16 protein-coding genes, 1 tRNA gene and 1 pseudogene are annotated in these 18,165 nt (G+C 39.5%); 12 read left to right on the forward strand and 6 right to left on the reverse strand.

Annotation, left to right across the window (positions count from 1 at the left end; all coding sequences use genetic code 11):
* Window positions 1-78: 78 nt before the first annotated feature.
* Genes flgS through AA974_RS01055 form a run of 3 tightly spaced genes read right to left on the reverse strand, consistent with a single transcriptional unit; the run spans window position 79 to window position 2,563 of the window.
* Entirely contained in the window at window positions 79-1,224 is a 1,146-nt protein-coding gene (flgS, locus tag AA974_RS01045) for an acid survival sensor histidine kinase (RefSeq protein ID WP_064433050.1), read from the reverse strand.
* Entirely contained in the window at window positions 1,221-1,538 is a 318-nt protein-coding gene (locus tag AA974_RS01050; RefSeq protein ID WP_000609406.1) for a hypothetical protein, read from the reverse strand. Before AA974_RS01050 ends, flgS begins: the two co-directional genes overlap by 4 nt.
* Entirely contained in the window at window positions 1,535-2,563 is a 1,029-nt protein-coding gene (locus AA974_RS01055) for a flagellar basal body P-ring protein FlgI (RefSeq protein ID WP_064433051.1), read from the reverse strand. The genes AA974_RS01050 and AA974_RS01055 overlap by 4 nt, the downstream gene beginning before the upstream one ends.
* A 189-nt stretch (window positions 2,564-2,752) precedes the next feature.
* On the opposite strand from AA974_RS01055, the gene AA974_RS01060 reads away from it, so the two are divergent.
* The 3 genes from AA974_RS01060 to AA974_RS01070 are packed head-to-tail and all read left to right on the forward strand — an operon-like array spanning window position 2,753 to window position 5,886.
* Window positions 2,753-4,231, forward strand: coding sequence for a DEAD/DEAH box helicase (locus AA974_RS01060; protein WP_064433052.1), 1,479 nt, complete (start codon window positions 2,753-2,755; stop codon window positions 4,229-4,231).
* A 20-nt stretch (window positions 4,232-4,251) separates the two neighbouring features.
* Window positions 4,252-5,340 carry a prohibitin family protein gene (locus AA974_RS01065; RefSeq protein ID WP_001121071.1) on the forward strand — a complete coding sequence of 363 codons (1,089 nt, stop codon included), beginning with the start codon at window positions 4,252-4,254 and terminating at the stop codon, window positions 5,338-5,340.
* A gap of 6 nt (window positions 5,341-5,346) precedes the next feature.
* Complete coding sequence (locus AA974_RS01070; protein WP_064433053.1) at window positions 5,347-5,886, forward strand: DUF2393 domain-containing protein; 540 nt, start codon at window positions 5,347-5,349, stop codon at window positions 5,884-5,886.
* Window positions 5,887-5,959: 73 nt separating this feature from the next.
* Here the strand turns inward: AA974_RS01070 and AA974_RS01075 are convergent, their stop codons facing one another.
* The 3 genes from AA974_RS01075 to AA974_RS01085 form a co-directional block, all read right to left on the reverse strand.
* Entirely contained in the window at window positions 5,960-7,510 is a 1,551-nt protein-coding gene (locus AA974_RS01075; protein WP_064433054.1) for a dipeptide ABC transporter ATP-binding protein, read from the reverse strand.
* Between the two features lie 9 nt (window positions 7,511-7,519).
* A complete protein-coding gene (locus AA974_RS01080; RefSeq protein WP_196207230.1) occupies window positions 7,520-8,542 on the reverse strand; it encodes an ABC transporter permease in 1,023 nt (340 codons plus the stop codon).
* Window positions 8,543-8,641: 99 nt separating this feature from the next.
* A tRNA-Ala gene (locus AA974_RS01085) sits at window positions 8,642-8,717 on the reverse strand.
* Between the two features lie 155 nt (window positions 8,718-8,872).
* On the opposite strand from AA974_RS01085, the gene hopF reads away from it, so the two are divergent.
* The 9 genes and pseudogenes from hopF to AA974_RS01130 all read left to right on the forward strand — a co-directional run bounded on the left by hopF (window position 8,873) and on the right by AA974_RS01130 (window position 18,134).
* Window positions 8,873-10,315: a Hop family outer membrane protein HopF gene (gene hopF, locus AA974_RS01090; RefSeq protein ID WP_064434036.1), complete on the forward strand. Its 1,443-nt coding sequence runs from the start codon at window positions 8,873-8,875 to the stop codon at window positions 10,313-10,315.
* 12 nt (window positions 10,316-10,327) lie between these two features.
* The gene (gene hopG / locus AA974_RS01095; RefSeq protein ID WP_064433055.1) at window positions 10,328-11,740 is read left to right on the forward strand and encodes a Hop family outer membrane protein HopG; all 1,413 of its coding nucleotides are present in this window, start codon (window positions 10,328-10,330) and stop codon (window positions 11,738-11,740) included.
* A gap of 98 nt (window positions 11,741-11,838) precedes the next feature.
* Complete coding sequence (gene purA / locus AA974_RS01100) at window positions 11,839-13,074, forward strand: adenylosuccinate synthase (RefSeq protein ID WP_064433056.1); 1,236 nt, start codon at window positions 11,839-11,841, stop codon at window positions 13,072-13,074.
* Entirely contained in the window at window positions 13,071-13,499 is a 429-nt protein-coding gene (locus AA974_RS01105) for a flagellar export protein FliJ (RefSeq protein WP_064433057.1), read from the forward strand. The genes purA and AA974_RS01105 overlap by 4 nt, the downstream gene beginning before the upstream one ends.
* Window positions 13,492-14,150: pseudogene (locus AA974_RS01110) on the forward strand (MotE family protein). Before AA974_RS01105 ends, AA974_RS01110 begins: the two are co-directional and overlap by 8 nt.
* Window positions 14,150-15,202 (forward strand): RIP metalloprotease RseP, encoded by a 1,053-nt coding sequence (gene rseP / locus AA974_RS01115; protein ID WP_154815457.1) that lies wholly within the window; start codon window positions 14,150-14,152, stop codon window positions 15,200-15,202. The pseudogene AA974_RS01110 and the gene rseP overlap by 1 nt, the downstream one beginning before the upstream one ends.
* 12 nt (window positions 15,203-15,214) lie before the next feature.
* A complete protein-coding gene (gene xseA / locus AA974_RS01120; protein WP_064433059.1) occupies window positions 15,215-16,477 on the forward strand; it encodes an exodeoxyribonuclease VII large subunit in 1,263 nt (420 codons plus the stop codon).
* 206 nt (window positions 16,478-16,683) lie between these two features.
* Window positions 16,684-17,379, forward strand: coding sequence for a BsaWI family type II restriction enzyme (locus tag AA974_RS01125; protein WP_064433060.1), 696 nt, complete (start codon window positions 16,684-16,686; stop codon window positions 17,377-17,379).
* Complete coding sequence (locus tag AA974_RS01130; protein WP_064433061.1) at window positions 17,376-18,134, forward strand: DNA-methyltransferase; 759 nt, start codon at window positions 17,376-17,378, stop codon at window positions 18,132-18,134. The genes AA974_RS01125 and AA974_RS01130 overlap by 4 nt, the downstream gene beginning before the upstream one ends.
* The last annotated feature ends 31 nt before the right edge of the window (window positions 18,135-18,165 follow it).

Genomic DNA, 18,165 nt, shown 5'->3' on the forward strand with positions numbered 1-18,165 from the left:
CAATTTAATATGATTTAATCTTTTTAAAATTTTGTTTTATAGTAAAACTCATTTTTTAAGGGGGATAGTTATCAAAAATTAAGAAGCGTTAAGAATCCTAATTTCAAAGGTTTTTTCTTGATTTTCTAATAGCGCAATGCTCCCTTCATGGGCTTTAACGACTTGTAAAGACAGGGCTAACCCTAAGCCATTACCCTTCAATTTAGTGGTTTCAAAAGGCTCAAATAAAGCGCTTTTGTTTTCCACTTCCTTGCCATTATCAATAATAGTGAAGACAATAAATTCATTTTGAATGAACGCTTCAATCTTCACTTGACCCTGTTCGCTCTCTTCTAAGGCTTCAATCGCATCAATGGCGTTATACAAGAAATTTTGTAACACAATCCCCATTAAATCAAAGTCAAAAAACCCTTCTTCATCGCTAAAATTAAAAAGAAAATCAATGTCTTTAGAGTAAGTGTAGCAATTTAGGGCTTCTTTGAGATCGCTCTCTAGCGTTTTTAAACTTTGCTTGGTGCGGTTGGCTTGAATGCCTTTAGAAAAAAGCAAGGTGGCTTTAATGATTCTTTCCACGCGCCATAAAGCTTTTTGCAATTCTACAACAATGGGCTTAGTCTTTTCGTTCGCATGCTTTAATAACACCGAAGCTAAAAGAGAGATAGAGCCTACAGGGTTTCTGATCTCATGGGCTAAATGTGCTGAGATTTTCCCCATAGAAGCGAGCCGCTCTTGGCGTTTTTGAGCGCTAATATCGGTTGCGGTGATGATTTGCTTGCCTTGAATGCTGTTTTGCTGGACTAAATAGCTTTTATTTTCATGTTCAATTTCAGTGTTAAAATTTTCTAATTTAGCCTTATTAAATACCTCATGGCTTTGATTGGCTAAAGAATTTTTATAAAAAAAGCTCCCGTTTTCATTCATCACCCAAATGGCTTGCGGTAAAATCTCTATGACCCATTCATAAAGGGCTTTATAATCCTTAAATTCCTTTTCTACCTTGTAGCTTTGTAAAATAAATTGGTTTAAAAGCCCTAGCAATTCTTGCATGTCTTTTTTGTTGGAAAAATTTTCTAATAAATCTTCGCTCTCTTTGGGTTTAAAATTTTCTAATGAAATCACATTATCCTCTTTTTTTAACAACCCCTTGAAAGAAGGAGCCTTATGAGAGTGTTTCAAATGGGAACGCTTTAAATAAGGGTGTTTTAAACGCTTAGATTTTTTCATGGTTTTTGTTTTTCTTGCTCTTTTAAGAAATTAAACAGCATTTCGCTATAGCCAAAATTCCCGCTCAATTCTTTAGAAAGGGTGTCCTTATACATGGATGTGTAAATCTCATCGCCTGGGGCTTTAGGATACAAAGGGTTATCCATTTTCATGGCGCTATCCAGCATGAATTTTAAAAGTAACGCTTCAAAAGAATCGGTTTGTTCTTTGAGGAGCTTGTCGTTTTTATTTTGAGCTAGCGCTTTTAATTTCTCTTCGCTCGCTAATTTAGAAACATTGTATTGCTCTAACATGGCTTTATTGTTGTTGATCATAGTATCTCCATTTCAGCGTTAATCGCACCGCTTTTTTTTAGGGCTTGCAAGATTGAAACCATCCCCTTAGCGCTCACGCCAATTTTTTGTAAGGCTTTTACCACCCCGGCAATGGTGATGTTTTTCCCGTTAGAACTCAGCGTGTTATGAGCGGTGTCTAAGGACATGTTATTGTCTAAATCCTGCGTGTTCTTAGAATCATTTAATGGCTCTTTAGTGATTTTAAGAGTGATGTCTTGGCTTGTAACCACTATAGGATGCACTATTATATCCACTCCTGAAACGATCGTGCCTGATTTTTCATCTACAATGATCTTATTTTTCGCGCTGTAATTAATGGGGATTTCTTGCACTAAGGCTAAAAACTCCACCATAGAAAAACGCTCTGGGCGAGTGATTTGAATGGTTTTTGGATCTAATGCTATCGCTACTTTATTGCCAAATACCTTATTTAAAGTGTTTTGCACTTGGATAGCGTTTTTAAAATTGGGGTTTTTTAGGCTCAAAACCATGGCATTTTTATGGAATAAATCATACGAAACTTCCCTTTCAATAGTCGCCCCATTGATGATATGGGCTGAGAGCAAGTTATTAGAATTACCCGAAGTGATAGCCCCTTGAGCGAGAGCGTAAATATTCCCATCTACCGCATTTAAAGGGGTCATCACCAAAGTCCCTCCTTGAATGGATTTTGCATCCCCAATAGAAGAAATTTGAACATCAATTTTATCGCCCTGTCTTGCAAAGGGGGGCAAAGAAGCCGTAATCATCACTGCAGCGACATTTTTAGATTTAATATCATCTGCAGAGATTTTGACATTCACGCTCTCTAGCATGTTAGAAATGGATTGCATGGTGAATTTTGAGCCGGATTTATCCCCTGTGCCATTTAAGCCAATCACAAGCCCATAACCAATCAGCTGGTTATCCCTTACGCCCACCACGCCCGCTATATCGCCTATTTTTTCGGCCAAAAGCTTTTGAAGGGCTAATACAAAAATAAGCCATAAAAACACCCGTTTCAATCAAACCCTTTCTCAATTCCCTAAATTCTAATTATTTTAGCATAAGCCTTTTATAAAAACTTTAAACCTAATTGAGCACATTTTTATGCTATACTCAAAAATCTTATAAACTTTAAATCAAAGATTTTAATTTTAGCCTTTTATTAGCTTTTTATAAAGTTTCAAATTAAATTGAGGTATGAATCTCCCATGGAATTTAATCAACCACCACTCCCTACAGAAATTGATGATGACGCTTATCATAAGCCTAGTTTTAATGATTTGGGCTTAAAAGAATCGGTTTTAAAATCCGTTTATGAAGCCGGTTTCACTTCCCCAAGCCCCATTCAAGAAAAGGCCATTCCGGCTGTTTTGCAAGGCAGAGATGTCATCGCGCAAGCCCAAACAGGCACAGGAAAAACCGCCGCTTTCGCTCTGCCCATTATCAACAACCTTAAAAACAACCACACCATAGAGGCATTAGTGATCACGCCCACCAGAGAATTAGCCATGCAAATTAGCGATGAGATTTTCAAATTGGGCAAACACACCAGGACTAAAACCGTGTGCGTGTATGGAGGCCAGAGCGTTAAAAAACAATGCGAATTCATTAAGAAAAACCCCCAAGTGATGATCGCTACACCAGGAAGGTTGTTGGATCATTTAAAAAACGAACGCATCCATAAATTTGTGCCTAAAGTAGTCGTTTTAGATGAAAGCGATGAAATGCTGGATATGGGGTTTTTAGACGATATTGAAGAGATTTTTGACTACCTCCCTAGCGAAGCGCAGATTTTGCTTTTTTCAGCCACGATGCCAGAGCCGATTAAAAGGCTAGCGGATAAGATTTTAGAAAACCCTATTAAAATCCATATCGCTCCTTCTAATATCACTAACACTGATATCACCCAACGCTTTTATGTGATCAATGAGCATGAGAGGGCCGAAGCGATCATGCGCCTTTTAGACACCCAAGCGCCTGAAAAGAGCATTGTTTTCACGCGCACCAAAAAAGAAGCCGATGAATTGCACCAATTCCTTGCTTCTAAAAATTATAAAAGCACCGCCTTGCATGGGGATATGGATCAAAGGGATCGGCGCGCTTCTATCATGGCGTTTAAAAAAAATGACGCTGATGTGTTGGTGGCTACAGATGTGGCGAGCCGTGGGCTAGACATTAGCGGTGTAAGCCATGTGTTTAATTACCACTTGCCCCTAAATACCGAGAGCTATATCCATCGCATCGGAAGAACCGGGCGAGCGGGCAAAAAAGGCATGGCGATCACTTTAGTAACCCCCTTAGAATACAAAGAGCTTTTACGCATGCAAAAAGAAATTGATTCAGAGATTGAACTTTTTGAGATCCCCACCATTAACGAAAACCAGATCATCAAAACCTTACATGACGCTAAAGTGTCTGAAGGGATCATCAGCCTTTATGAACAGCTTACTGAAATTTTTGAGCCGTCTCAATTGGTTTTAAAACTTTTGAGTTTGCAGTTTGAAACCAGTAAAATTGGCTTAAACCAGCAAGAAATTGATGCGATTCAAAACCCTAAAGAAAAAACGCCAAAAACCCCTAACAAAAAAACGCACCAGCACGAGCAAGCGCGTTCTTTCAAAAAGGGTCAGCACAGAGACAGACACCCTAAAACAAGCCACCATTCTAAAAAACCCAAACGCCGTTAAAATATTTAAAAAGGAAATTCATGCCCATTGATTTGAATGAACATTTAAAAAAGAAAAATTCTCAAAGAGAAACCCCCACGCCTAATACACCTAATGATGGGGGGCGTTTCATCCCGCCGTCCAACTCTTTTAATTCTAAAAAACTATCGGTTTTAATTGTCATTGTCCTTTTAGGCGTTATCGCTTTTTTGGCCAAGCCTTTTGAAGTGATTAGCTCAGGAGAAATTGGCATTAAGATCACCGCCGGGAAATACGAACCCACCCCCTTACAGCCAGGAATCCACTTTTTTGTGCCTATCATTCAAGACATTCTCATTGTAGATACAAGGATTAGAAATATCAATTTTTCACGCACCGAAGACATGGGCGTGGCGGGTAAAAACCAAGGGATTTTTAGAAACGACGCTATTAATGTGATGGATAGTAGGGGTTTGACCGTTTCTATTGAACTCACCGTGCAATACCGCCTAAACCCTCAAACCACCCCCCAAACGATCGCTACTTATGGCTTATCTTGGGAGCAAAAAATCATCAACCCTGTGGTGCGTGATGTGGTGCGCTCTGTCGTGGGGCGCTATCCGGCTGAAGATTTACCCATTAAGCGCAATGAAATCGCCGCTCTTATCAATAGCGGTATCAATAAAGAAGTTTCTAAACTCCCCAACACCCCTGTGGAATTAAGCTCTATCCAATTACGAGAAATCGTCTTGCCCGCTAAGATTAAAGAGCAAATAGAAAAGGTCCAAATCGCGCGCCAAGAATCAGAAAGGGTGAAATACGAGGTGGAACGCTCCAAGCAAGAAGCTCAAAAACAAGCCGCTCTGGCTAAAGGGGAAGCGGACGCTAACAGGATTAAGGCTCAAGGCGTGGCTGATGCGATCGTGATTGAGGCTAAGGCAAAATCTCAAGCTAATTTAAGCATTTCACAAAGCTTGAGCGACAAGCTTTTAAGACTGCGCCAAATTGAAGTTCAAGGCCAGTTTAATGAAGCGTTAAAAACGAACAATAACGCTCAAATCATGCTCACTCCAGGTGGGGCTGTGCCTAATATTTGGATTGATACTAAAAGCAAAGTTAAATCTAGTATTGCCGAGACTAAAGAGCCTTAAAAACGCATGGCATCTCTTGCCTTTATCCAAGCCTTTTTGGAGTCTTTTAAGGGATTTTTAAGTCAAGCGACTTTAATTAGCGTTTTAATAGCGAGCGTTTTAACCCTTTTTTGCGCGATTTTGCTCCTTTTGGCTTTGCTTTTAAGAAACCGCTTGGCTAGCTATATAGTAACAGCAGCTTTTTTGGGCGCGTTTTTAAGCATGCCTTTTGTTTTGAATGTTCTACTCACTCAAGCGATTTACCCCATAGAAACACGCATCTTGCACGCTAACCCTTTAAGTTATAGCAACGCCTTTTCTTTGCAAGTGGGAGTCAAAAACCATTCTAAATTCAGTCTAAACAAATGCGTTTTACGCCTAGAAGTGCTTAAAAACCCTCACAATTTTGTGGAAGAGCATGCGTTTAAATTGTTTGTCAAAAAAAGCTATGAAAAAACCTTTAAAGAAAAGATTTTGCCCAAAGAATCCAAGGTTTTTTCATTCTTTATTGACAACTACCCTTATTTAAAAACAGCCCCCTATCAAGTTTCTTTGTTTTGTTTGTAGAAAACGAAAAGATAACACCCATTAAAAAGCGATTAAAAACACTAAAGGCATAAATTTTTACAATAAAGCTTTTTTAAAGCCTGGACTCCAACAAACGCTTCGTATAAGCGTGCTTAGGGTTGTCAAACACCTCTTTAATAGTGCCTGTTTCTACGACTTTCCCCTCACTTATCACTAACACCTTATCGCAAAAAGCTTTGATCACATCTAAATCATGGCTGATAAACAAATAGCTCAAATCCTGCTTTTCTTGTAAATCCAACAACAATTCCAACACGCTTTTTTGAATGCTTTTATCTAAAGCAGAAGTGGGCTCATCTAAAAGAATGATTTTAGGTTTTAAAGCAATCGCTCTAGCGATCGCCACTCTTTGGCGCTCCCCACCGCTGAGTTCATAAGCGTAAAAGTTAAGCAATTCAGGGTTTAAACACACTTCTTCTAAACAAAGTTTTGCGAGATGGTGCCATTCTTCTTTGGAAGCTTTAGGGTAAGCAAAGCGCAAAGCTTCCGTTAAAATACTTTGAATGCTTAAGCGAGGGTTTAATGATGCGTAAGGGTCTTGAAACACCATTTGCAAAATCTTACGGTAGGGTTTGAACGCCTTAGAATTTAAAAGCCCCACGCTTTGGCCTAAAATCTTTTCTTCCCCGCTATTTAAAGCGAGTTTTAAAAGCCCTAACGCTAAAGAGCTTTTCCCGCTCCCGCTTTCGCCAATGATGCCGATGTTTTCTTTAGCTTTGAGAGAAAAATTGACTGATGCGATAAGGGGTTTTTTTAAAGAAGGCCTAAAGAAGCGTTTTTGCAAGTAATAAACGCTAAAATCTCTCACCTCTAAAAGCGTTTCATCTAGCGCTTTTAAATTTTTAGCGGGCAAGTTTGAAGCTTGAATCAAGAGTTTTGAATATTCATGCTTGGGGTCATTAAAAAGCTCTTTAGCGGAATTGGTTTCTACTATCTCGCCTTTTTTTAGCACATAAACCCTATCGGCTAAGCGTTTGACCGCTTTTAAATCATGGCTAATGAATAAAAGGGCGATGTTTTTTTCCACGCTCAATCGCTTGAGCAAGTCTAAAATCTGGTTTTGGATTTGCGCATCTAATGCGGTGGTAGGCTCATCGCAAATGAGCAGTTTGGGCGCATTAATAATGCCCATAGCGATACACACCCTTTGGCGTTGCCCTCCGCTCAATTCATAAGGGTAACGATCCAAAAATTTTTCATCTAATTGGACTTGGTGCATGGCGTTTAAAACTTTTTCTTTAAGGAGCGTTTTAGAAGCGTTTCTATGGTGTAAAAAATAGGCTTCACTCATTTGTTTGCCGATTTGATGCAAGGGGTTTAGGCTGGATAAAGGGTCTTGAGCGATGTAAGCGATTGCATTACCCCTTAAATGCTGCATAAATTCTTCGCTTTCTTTTAAAAGGTTGGTTGTTTCAAACAATGTCTCGCCGCTATGAGGTTTGAATCTGGGGTTTAAACGCATGATGATATTAGCGATAGAGCTTTTCCCGCTCCCGCTCTCGCCCACGATCGCCACCCTTTCGCTAGAATCTAACGAAATGTTGATGTTTTGGAGCGAAAAATGCGCGTTTAAAACGCAGTTCAAGTTTTTGATTTCTAGCATGCAACCCCCTTATTTGAGCATGTTAGCGTTGAAAGCATCGCGCACCCCTTCGCCAATGAACACCAAAACAGAAAGCAACAAACTAATGGCTACAAATGCAACGATGGCTAAATGGGGCGTGGTAAGATTATCCTTACCTTGATTGACTAATTCGCCCAAACTCGCGCTCCCTATAGGCATGCCAAAACCCAAGAAATCTAAAGACACTAAAGTAGAAATGCTAGCCGCCATTAAAAACGGCACATAAGTGATTGTCGCTACTAAAGCGTTGGGTAAAACATGGTAGAAAATGATTTTTAAATCATTCACCCCAAGCGCTCTAGCAGCTTTGGTGTAGTCCATATTCCTTGCTTTTAAAAACTCCGTGCGCACGACTTGAGAAAGCCCCATCCAGCTAAAGAGCAAGACTAAAAATAAAATGATCCAAAAATTAGAATTAAACGCGCTAGAAATCACAATGAGTAAAAAAAGCATAGGGATTGCGCTCCAGATCTCGCTCAACCTTTGCCCCACTAAATCCATTAACCCTCCATAATACCCCTGAAACGCTCCCAAACTCACGCCAATAAGAACGCTAAAAAGGGTGAGTAAAATCCCAAACACTAACGAAACGCGATAGCCATAAACCAGTCTGGCTAATACATCTCTAGCTTGATCGTCTGTGCCTAAAAGGTGTTTGAAGCTTGGGGGAGTGGGGGCAGGCGAGTCTAAATCCATAATGATCGTATCGTAGCTATAGGGGATGAGCGCATGGATAATAAAAGCGTCTTTTAAAAGCGTGTTTTTCACATAAGGATCGTTATAATCCGTGGGGGTGAAAAAATCGCCTCCAAACTCCACTTCCGCATAGTTTTTGAACATGGGGAAATACGCCTTATTATCTTTATAGATGAATAAGGGGCGATCATTCACCCACAAGGGGACTAAAAGAGAAAGCGCTAATAAAGCGATAAAAAGATAGAGTGAAAACACCGCCCGCTTATTCTTTTTAAAACTAAGAATGCGCATTTTAAACAAACTGCTCACGCTCAAACTCCCTTGATAAAAAACAATCCCTAAGATTATAATTAATTATGGGTAATACTAGCAAAAAAATGGGTCTGCATAGAGAAAGAGGATAAGCGTAGCATATGGTGGAGTGTAGGGGGTTCGAACCCCTGACCTCAACGCTGCCAGCGTTGCACTCTCCCAACTGAGCTAACACCCCATAAAATTAAGCAAGCATTATAACATTTTGCTTAAAAGATGTCAATTTGATGCTTTTTTGAAACGCTTAATAGCAAATTAAGAATGATTATTTTAAAATTAGAAAGTTTCTTTTATGGATTAAGTAAAATCACTTATCAAAGCAAAAGGATATTTTTGAAAAACCACTCCTTTAAAAAAACGATCGCTCTTTCCTTACTGGCGGGCATGTCTCTGTGTAATGCCGAAGAAGATGGGGCGTTTTTTGTCATAGATTACCAAACGAGTTTGGCCAGACAGGAATTGAAAAATCCAGGCTTCACTCAAGCACAAGAATTAAAGCAGTTGATTAGAGATGGGGCTGTAAGGTTGCAAACTTCTGCCATTCCCTTATCCTACTACTTGGATATTTTAGGGAATAAAACAAAAATGCTTCTGAGTGAAAGCGTGAAAACCAATGCACAACCATCACAGCAAAACACACAACCATACCAAGCCTTAGTCAATTTAGAGCAATCTCTAGGGATTTTAGGAAAGCTATTAGATCTATCCCAACAATACGCTCAACAAAATATCATTAAGCCTTTGGTGGTGGATGTGGGGAAAGAACAAATCGGTATCACTGATAGCATGCTCTTAGTGGCCCAAAACATCGTTTTAGCTTTAGGGCAAGTGGATTTGAGCAAAATCCAACAAACTAATAACCAACAGCTATACGAAAACATTGTGAAAGTCATGCTTTTAGGCGCAGGCGGGACTAATGGAGCGTATAATGGCGTGAGTGTGGGCGATATTGCCACAGGCATGCAAAATTTTTCTTCGCAAACGGGCTTGATAGGGGCTAATTCTACGGTGAGCGAGCTGAACGCTTTGATTAAGAGCGGGATTTCTCTAGATCGTGAGACTTTGGGGTTAGGGAGTTTTATTGAAAAAAATATCTGTAGCAGTGCATCGTCTTGTTTTAGCGGGAACCAGCTTATCTATAAGAAAGGGCTAGATAGAGTCATAGGCATCATTAATACGAGCTTAGATCAGTTTGAATATTCGGCTAGTTCTCTTTATAAGATTTCTTATATCCCTAATCTCTTTTCGCTCAAAGATTATCAGTCAGCGAGCATGAACGGCTTTGGGGCTAAAATGGGTTATAAACAATTTTTCACCCATAAGAAAAATATTGGCTTAAGGTATTATGGGTTTTTGGATTATGGCTATGCGAATTTTAGCGATACGAATTTAAAAGTGGGAGCGAATCTTGTTACTTATGGGGTAGGAACGGATTTTTTATACAATGTGTATGAACGCTCTAGAAGGAGGGAAAGGACTACAATCGGTCTTTTCTTTGGCGCTCAAATTGCAGGGCAAACTTGGAGCACTAATGTAACGAACTTATTGAGCGGGCAAAGGCCTGATGTCAAATCCAGTTCGTTCCAATTCTTGTTTGATTTGGGCGTGCGCACCAACTTTGCAAAAACCAATTTCAATAAGCACAAGCTAGACCAAGGGATAGAATTTGGGGTGAAAATCCCTGTTATCGCTCATAAATATTTTGCAACCCAAGGCTCAAGTGCAAGCTATATGAGGAATTTTAGCTTCTATGTGGGCTATTCAGTCGGTTTTTAAGGAAGGCTCTTGATGAAAAATACCAATACAAAAGAGATGAAGAATACAAGAATGAAAAAAGGTCAATACCATGTGCTCAAAAGAGGGCTTTTAAAAACCGCTCTGCTTTTTAGCCTTCCTTTAAGCATGGCGTTAGCTGAAGACAATGGCTTTTATATGGGAGTGGGCTATCAAATCGGCGGTGCACAACAAAATATCAATAACAAAGGTAGCACCCTAAGGAATAATGTCATTGATGATTTCCGCCAAGTGGGCGTGGGTATGGCAGGGGGTAACGGGCTTTTAACTTTAGCGACAAACACGACTATGGACGCTCTTTTAGGGATAAGCAATCAAATTGTCAATACTAATAAAGCTATTAGTAACAACAACCCAGAATTAACCCAGTTTAAAAAAATACTCCCCCAAATTGAGCAACGCTTTGAAGTGAATAAAAACGCTTATAGCGTTCAAGCCCTGCAAGTGTATTTGAGTAATGTGCTTTATAACTTGGTTAATAATAGCAATAATGGCAGTAATAATGGAGTAGTTCCTGGATATGTAGGGATTATAAAAGTTCTCTATGGTTCTCAAAGTGAATTCAGTCTTTTAGCCACGGAGAGTGTGGCGCTTTTAAACACGCTTACAAGAGTGAATCTGGATAGTAATTCGGTGTTTTTAAAAGGGCTCTTAGCCCAAATGCAGCTTTTTAATGACACTTCTTCAGCAAAGCTAAACCAGATTGCAGAAAGCTTGAATAATAGCGGTGGTGCCGGATCAATGCTTCAAAAGGATGTGAAAACCATCCAGGATCGAATCGCTACTTACCAAGAAAATCTAAAACAGCTAGGAGGAATGCTAAACAATTACGATGAGCCCTACTTGCCCCAGTTTGGGCCAGGCAAAAGCTCTCAGCATGGGGTTATTAATGGCTTTGGCATTCAAATGGGCTATAAGCAATTTTTTGGGAGAAAGAGGAATATAGGCTTACGGTATTACGCTTTCTTTGATTATGGTTTTACGCAATTGGGCAGTCTTAGCAGCGCTGTTAAAGCGAATATCTTCACTTATGGTGCTGGCACAGACTTTTTATGGAATATCTTTAGAAGGGTTTTTAGTGATCAGTCCTTGACTGTGGGGGTGTTTGGAGGCATTCAAATAGCGGGTAACACTTGGGATAGCTCTTTAAGAAATCAAATTGAAGACTCGTTTAAAGAATACCCCACTCCCACGAATTTCCAATTTTTATTTAATTTGGGCTTAAGGGCTCATTTTGCCAGCACCATGCACCGCCGGTTTTTGAGCGCGTCTCAAAGCATTCAGCATGGGATGGAATTTGGCGTGAAAATCCCGGCTATCAATCAAAGATATTTGAAAGCGAATGGGGCTGATGTGGATTACAGGCGTTTGTATGCGTTCTATATCAATTACACGATAGGTTTTTAAGCTCTTTTTAGGGCTTATTAAAGAGGCTCTTTACTTTTTTTTGGTATTCTAACAGGCTTTTAAACCACCAATCTACTTTGTTTTAAGGATAATATTTTATGGCAGATGTCGTTGTGGGGATTCAGTGGGGAGATGAGGGGAAGGGAAAAATTGTTGATAGGATCGCTAAAGATTATGACTTTGTGGTGCGCTATCAAGGCGGGCATAATGCTGGGCATACCATTGTGCATAAGGGGGTTAAGCATTCTTTGCATTTAATGCCCTCAGGGGTTTTATACCCCCAATGCAAGAACATCATTTCTAGCGCAGTGGTCGTGAGCATTAAGGATTTGTGCGAAGAAATCAGCGCGTTTGAGGATTTAGAAAATCGTTTGTTTATCAGCGACAGAGCCCATGTGATCTTGCCCTATCATGCCAAAAAAGACGCTTTTAAAGAAAAATCTCAAAACATCGGCACGACTAAAAAAGGCATAGGTCCTTGCTATGAGGATAAAATGGCGAGGAGCGGGATAAGAATGGGGGATTTATTAGACGATAAAATCTTAGAAGAAAGGCTAAACGCTCATTTCAAAGCCATTGAGCCTTTTAAGGAATTGTATGATTTAAGCGAGAATTACGAAAAAGATTTGAGAGGGTATTTTAAAACTTATGCTCCACAAATTTGCCCCTTTATCAAAGACACGACAAGTATGCTGATGGAAGCGAACCAAAAGGGTGAAAAAATCCTACTAGAAGGGGCTCAAGGCACGCTTTTAGACATTGATTTAGGGACTTACCCTTTTGTAACAAGCTCTAACACCACGAGCGCTAGCGCTTGCGTGAGCACCGGCTTAAACCCTAAAGCGATCAATGAAGTGATAGGCATCACGAAAGCCTACTCCACTCGTGTGGGTAACGGGCCCTTCCCTAGCGAAGACACCACACCCATGGGCGATCATTTAAGGACTAAGGGTGCGGAGTTTGGCACGACAACCAAGCGCCCAAGGCGTTGCGGGTGGCTGGATTTGGTGGCTTTAAAATACGCTTGCGCTTTGAATGGTTGCACGCAATTAGCTTTAATGAAATTAGATGTTTTAGACGGGATTGATGCGATTAAGGTGTGCGTGGCTTATGAAAGAAAGGGCGAAAGATTAGAGGCTTTCCCTAGCGATCTGAAAGATTGCGTGCCGATCTATCAAACTTTTAATGGCTGGGGAAAAAGCGTGGGCGTGAGAAAATTAGACGATTTAGAGTCAAACGCTAGAGAGTATATCCGTTTTATTGAAAAAGAAGTGGGGGTGAAAATCCGCCTTATTTCTACAAGCCCTGAAAGAGAAGACACGATTTTTCTATGAAAAAATTCGCTTCTGTATTGGTGCAATTAAAAACCCTTGCGTTAGAAAAAATAGAGCAAAAGCTTGAAAGCAAGCGTTTAGAATTGCGGCAAAATGAGCGAGAAGTTTTGGACAAACAAGCCCAATTGAGCACGTTTAAAAACCCTGAATTGGGGGGAATGAGCCTTTTTTTACAAACCCAGCAATTAAAAAGCGCTCTAAGAATGGAGATAGAATATTACCAACAACAGAGCGAGAATTTAACTAAGGATTTAAAAATTTTAGAAAAAGATTGTCTTTTGGCTAACCAGGAATTAGAAAAAGCTAAAATCATTTTAGAAAATGAAAAGCAAAAAGAAAAGGGAATTTTGGAAAAAAAAGAGCAGGCTCTTTTAGACGAAAACGCCATGATTTTACACTGGCAAAAAGAGGGCTTGCATGCGTAAAATCTTGTTAATGGGCTTGATTTTACAAGCGCTCTTTAGCGAAGAAGCCGTGCAGGAATTGTTGCAATGCTCTGCGATTTTTGAATCTAAAAAAGCCGAATTAAAAGACGATTTGCACCGATTGAGCGAAAAAGAGCAGTCTTTAAGGATCTTGCAAACCGAAAACGCCCGCCTTTTAGATGAGAAAAACGATCTGTTAAACAAAAAAGAAAAAGAAGTGGAAGAAAAACTGAAAAATTTAGCCGCTAAAGAAGAAGCCTTTAAAACCTTACAAACGGAAGAAAAAAACGCCTTAAAAATTTGATAGAAGAAAACGAAGGCATTTTGAGAGAAATCAAGCAAGCTAAAGATAGCAAGATTGGCGAGACTTATTCTAAAATGAAAGATTCTAAGTCCGCCTTGATTTTAGAAAATTTACCCGCTCAAAACGCCTTAGAAATTTTAATGGCGCTAAAACCTCAAGAATTAGGTAAAATTTTAGCCAAAATGGATCCTAAAAAAGCGGCGGCTTTGACAGAGTTGTGGCAAAAACCCCCACGAGAAAATAAAGAAAGCCAAAAAACCACAGTGCCCACGCCCCCTATAGTGCCCATGCCTCCCAAAGAGCCGATTATAAAAGATCCTAACACAAAAGAGCCTGCAGGGGTATGATGTTAATTGTAGCGGTTTTGATGCTGGCGTTTTTAATCTTTGTCCATGAATTAGGGCATTTCACTATCGCTAGGATTTGTGGGGTGAAGGTAGAAGTGTTTAGCATTGGTTTTGGTAAAAAACTCTGTTTTTTTAAGCTTTTTGGCACGCAATTCGCTTTGTCTTTGATCCCGCTTGGGGGCTATGTGAAATTAAAGGGCATGGACAAAGAAGAAAATGGAACGAATGAAACCCATCAAGCTAATGACAGCTATGCGCAAAAAAGCCCTTTTCAAAAGCTATGGATATTATTTGGGGGGGCATTTTTTAATTTTCTTTTTGCGATTTTAGTGTATTTTTTTCTGGCATTGGGTGGGGAAAAAGTCTTACTGCCTGTCATTGGCGATTTAGAAAGTAACGCGTTAGAAGCCGGGTTATTAAAGGGGGATAAAATCCTTTCTATCAACCACAAAAAAATAGCGAGTTTTAGAGAGATTAGAGGCATAGTGGCGCGTGCTAGAGGCGAGTTGGTTTTAGAAATAGAGCGAAACCATCAGATTTTAGAAAAACGACTGACCCCCAAAATCGTGGCGGTAATAAGCGATTCTAACGATCCTAATGAAATCATCAAATACAAAGTGATAGGCATTAAACCGGACATGCAAAAAACAGGCGTTGTCTCTTATTCCTTGTTTCGAGCGTTTGAGCAGGCCTTGAGTCGGTTTAAAGAGAGCGTTGTTTTGATTGTGGATTCTTTAAGGCGTCTGATTATAGGGAGCGCTTCAGTTAAAGAATTGAGTGGGGTGGTAGGCATTGTGGGAGCGTTAAGCCATGCCAATAGTTTGAGCATGCTTTTGTTGTTTGGAGCGTTTTTGTCGATCAATTTAGGGATTTTAAATTTATTACCCATTCCAGCGCTGGATGGGGCGCAAATGTTAGGGGTTGTTTTTAAAAATATTTTTAAGATCACTTTGCCGGCGTTTATGCAAAATGCGTTGTGGTTAGCGGGTGTGGGTTTTTTGGTTTTTATCATGTTTTTAGGGCTTTTCAATGACATCACTCGTTTGCTATAAAAGGGGGAGTTGGTGAATGTATTGAGCGTGAGTGAAGTCAATGCGCAAATCAAAGCCCTTTTAGAAGCGACTTTTTTGCAAGTTAGGGTTCAAGGGGAAGTGAGCAATTTGACTATCCATAAGGTGAGCGGCCATGCGTATTTTTCGCTCAAAGACAGCCAGTCAGTAATGAGATGCGTGCTGTTTAAAGGGAACGCTAACAGGCTTAAATTCGCTTTAAAAGAAGGGCAGGAAGTGGTTGTTTTTGGGGGCATTAGCGTGTATGTTCCAAGGGGGGATTATCAAATCAATTGCTTTGAAATAGAGCCTAAAGATATAGGTTCATTAACCCTAGCTTTAGAGCAATTGAAAGAAAAATTACGCCTTAAGGGCTATTTTGATGAAGCGAATAAATTACCCAAACCGCATTTTCCTAAACGAGTGGCAGTCATCACTTCTCAAAATTCAGCCGCTTGGGCGGACACAAAAAAGATCGCTTCCAAACGATGGCCGATGTGCGAATTAGTTTGCATCAACACTTTAATGCAAGGGGAGGGCTGCGTTCAAAGCGTGGTGGAGAGCATCGCTTATGCGGATAGTTTTCATGGTACAAAAAACGCTTTTGATGCGATTGTGGTGGCTAGGGGTGGGGGGAGCATGGAGGATTTGTATTCTTTCAATGATGAGAAAATTGCTGATGCATTGCATTTGGCTAAAACTTTCAGCATGTCAGCTATTGGGCATGAGAGCGATTTTTTATTGAGCGATTTAGTGGCGGATTTAAGGGCTTCTACGCCTTCAAATGCGATGGAAATCTTACTCCCTAGCAGCGATGAATGGTTGCAAAGACTTGATGGGTTTAATGTGAAATTGCACCGCTCTTTTAAAATTTTGCTCCATCAAAAAAAGGTGCATTTAGAGCATTTAGCGGCTTCTCTAAAACGATTGAGTTTTGAGAACAAACACCATTTAAACGCTTTAAAACTAGAGAAACTAAAAATCGCTTTAGAAAATAAAACCCTGGAATTTTTACGCTTTAAAAAAACGCTTTTAGAAAAAATCTCTATTCAAACATTAACAAGCCCTTTTTTACCAACTAAAACAGAGCGATTGAACAGACTAGAAAACGCCCTTAAACTCGCTCATGCCAATTTGAAATTACCCCAATTCGGGGCGTTTGTGAGCAAAAATAATCAAGCGATAGAATTAGAGGCATTAAAAACGGGCGATAGAATTGAATTGAATAATGAAAAAGCCAGAGCGAGTGCTGAAATTTTGAGCGTGGATAGGGTGTAGGGGTTTGAAAAAAATTGCTTCTTAAAACTTTGTTTTATCGTTTTAGACTTATTCTATAATAAAACTCTTAAGAGGATAGAGGGTATTTTGAAATAACTCTTCTCTTTAATCCCTTGTATAGAGCCAAAGGGATTTTTAAACACCAGCCATTATCAAAAAGTTTTGTATTATAATTTGATTGATTTCTATTGATTAAGGTGTTTGAATTGAGTTTAGCCGATATGATTTTAGAGCGTTTTAAAGATTTTATGAGAGAACAACCTGAGCCTTACAAGTTTTTGCAAGTTTTTTACGCACAAGAAAAAGAACGCTTTTTAAATGACAAAATGAACGATTATATTAAGCAAAATAAAAGCAAAGAAGAAGCTAGCATTTTAGCCAGACAAGGCTTTGTGAGCGCCATAGGAAGGGCGTTAGAAAAAATCATAGAACTTTTATTAAAAGATTTTTGTATTAAAAACAATGTAAAAATGACAAACGATAAAGTCTTAAGGGCTAAGCGCCTTAATGACGAGCTGGATAGAGTCAAACGGGCTTTATTGGTGCATTTTGGAGGATATAGCGTTTTGCCTGATGGAGATATTGTTCTTTATCAAACCAACAAGGATAATATCAAAATTCTAGCGGTTTTATCAATAAAAAATTCGTTTAGAGAGCGTTTTACAGAAACGCCTTATTGGAAATTAAAACTTCTGCAATCGCCTATAACTTCTCACATTAAGGTCTTTATGATAACACCGGATAACGATGATGAGATCAGTTTTAAAGACAGACCTAAAAAAGCTAGGATTGTGATGGAGCATGAATTAGACGGTCTCTATTTAGCCAAAAGCCATTTTGATCAAAGCTCTAAGATTAAGGGTATAGAAAATTTATTAGAAGATTTAAAAAGGCTTTTATGAAACCTTATTTCAGTTTGGAGAAATTGGATTTATACCATGGCGATGCCAGCGTTTTAGAGACTTTTGAAAAAGGTTTTTATGATTTGTGCGTTACTTCACCGCCCTATAATTTGAGTATTGAATATCAAGGGAGTGATGATTTTAGGGCTTATGATGATTATTTAAATTGGTGCAAAAATTGGCTTAAAAATTGTTATTTTTGGGGTAAGGATCAGGCGAGATTGTGCTTGAATGTCCCTTTAGACACGAATAAACATGGCAAGCAAAGTTTAGGGGCAGACATCACAGCAGTAGCCAAGGAATGCGGTTGGAAATACCAAAATACGATTATTTGGAATGAAAGCAATATCTCAAGACGCACCGCTTGGGGGAGTTGGCTGCAAGCTAGCGCGCCTTATGCTATCGCTCCTGTGGAGTTGATTGTCGTTTTTTATAAAAACGCATACAAACGCCAAAAGCAAACTTCTACAATCAGTAAAGAGGAGTTTTTGCTCTACACGAATGGGTTGTGGAGTTTTAGTGGCGAATCCAAAAAGCGCTTAAAACACCCAGCCCCATTCCCAAGGGAATTACCCAGGCGTTGCATTAAATTGTTTTCTTTTTTGGAAGACACGATTTTTGATCCTTTTAGTGGATCTGGCACGACTATTTTAGAGGCGAACGCTTTAGGGCGTTTTAGCGTGGGTTTAGAGATTGAAAAAGAATATTGCGAGTTGTCTAAAAAGCGTATTTTAGAGAGTTTGTCATTAGTGTGAGCGTTTTAAAAACCTTTGAGGGTTAAAATAG

Source organism: Helicobacter pylori, from assembly GCF_001653475.1.
GTDB classification, from domain to species: domain Bacteria; phylum Campylobacterota; class Campylobacteria; order Campylobacterales; family Helicobacteraceae; genus Helicobacter; species Helicobacter pylori_CM.

Coding starts and splice junctions, on each gene's coding strand:
- flgS (WP_064433050.1), bottom strand. CDS start 1,224: ATGAAAAAATCTAAGCGTTTAAAACACCCTTATTTAAAGCGTTCCCAT.
- AA974_RS01050 (WP_000609406.1), bottom strand. CDS start 1,538: ATGATCAACAACAATAAAGCCATGTTAGAGCAATACAATGTTTCTAAA.
- AA974_RS01060 (WP_064433052.1), top strand. CDS start 2,753: ATGGAATTTAATCAACCACCACTCCCTACAGAAATTGATGATGACGCT.
- AA974_RS01065 (WP_001121071.1), top strand. CDS start 4,252: ATGCCCATTGATTTGAATGAACATTTAAAAAAGAAAAATTCTCAAAGA.
- AA974_RS01070 (WP_064433053.1), top strand. CDS start 5,347: ATGGCATCTCTTGCCTTTATCCAAGCCTTTTTGGAGTCTTTTAAGGGA.
- AA974_RS01075 (WP_064433054.1), bottom strand. CDS start 7,510: ATGCTAGAAATCAAAAACTTGAACTGCGTTTTAAACGCGCATTTTTCG.
- hopG (WP_064433055.1), top strand. CDS start 10,328: ATGAAAAATACCAATACAAAAGAGATGAAGAATACAAGAATGAAAAAA.
- purA (WP_064433056.1), top strand. CDS start 11,839: ATGGCAGATGTCGTTGTGGGGATTCAGTGGGGAGATGAGGGGAAGGGA.
- AA974_RS01105 (WP_064433057.1), top strand. CDS start 13,071: ATGAAAAAATTCGCTTCTGTATTGGTGCAATTAAAAACCCTTGCGTTA.
- rseP (WP_154815457.1), top strand. CDS start 14,150: ATGTTAATTGTAGCGGTTTTGATGCTGGCGTTTTTAATCTTTGTCCAT.
- AA974_RS01130 (WP_064433061.1), top strand. CDS start 17,376: ATGAAACCTTATTTCAGTTTGGAGAAATTGGATTTATACCATGGCGAT.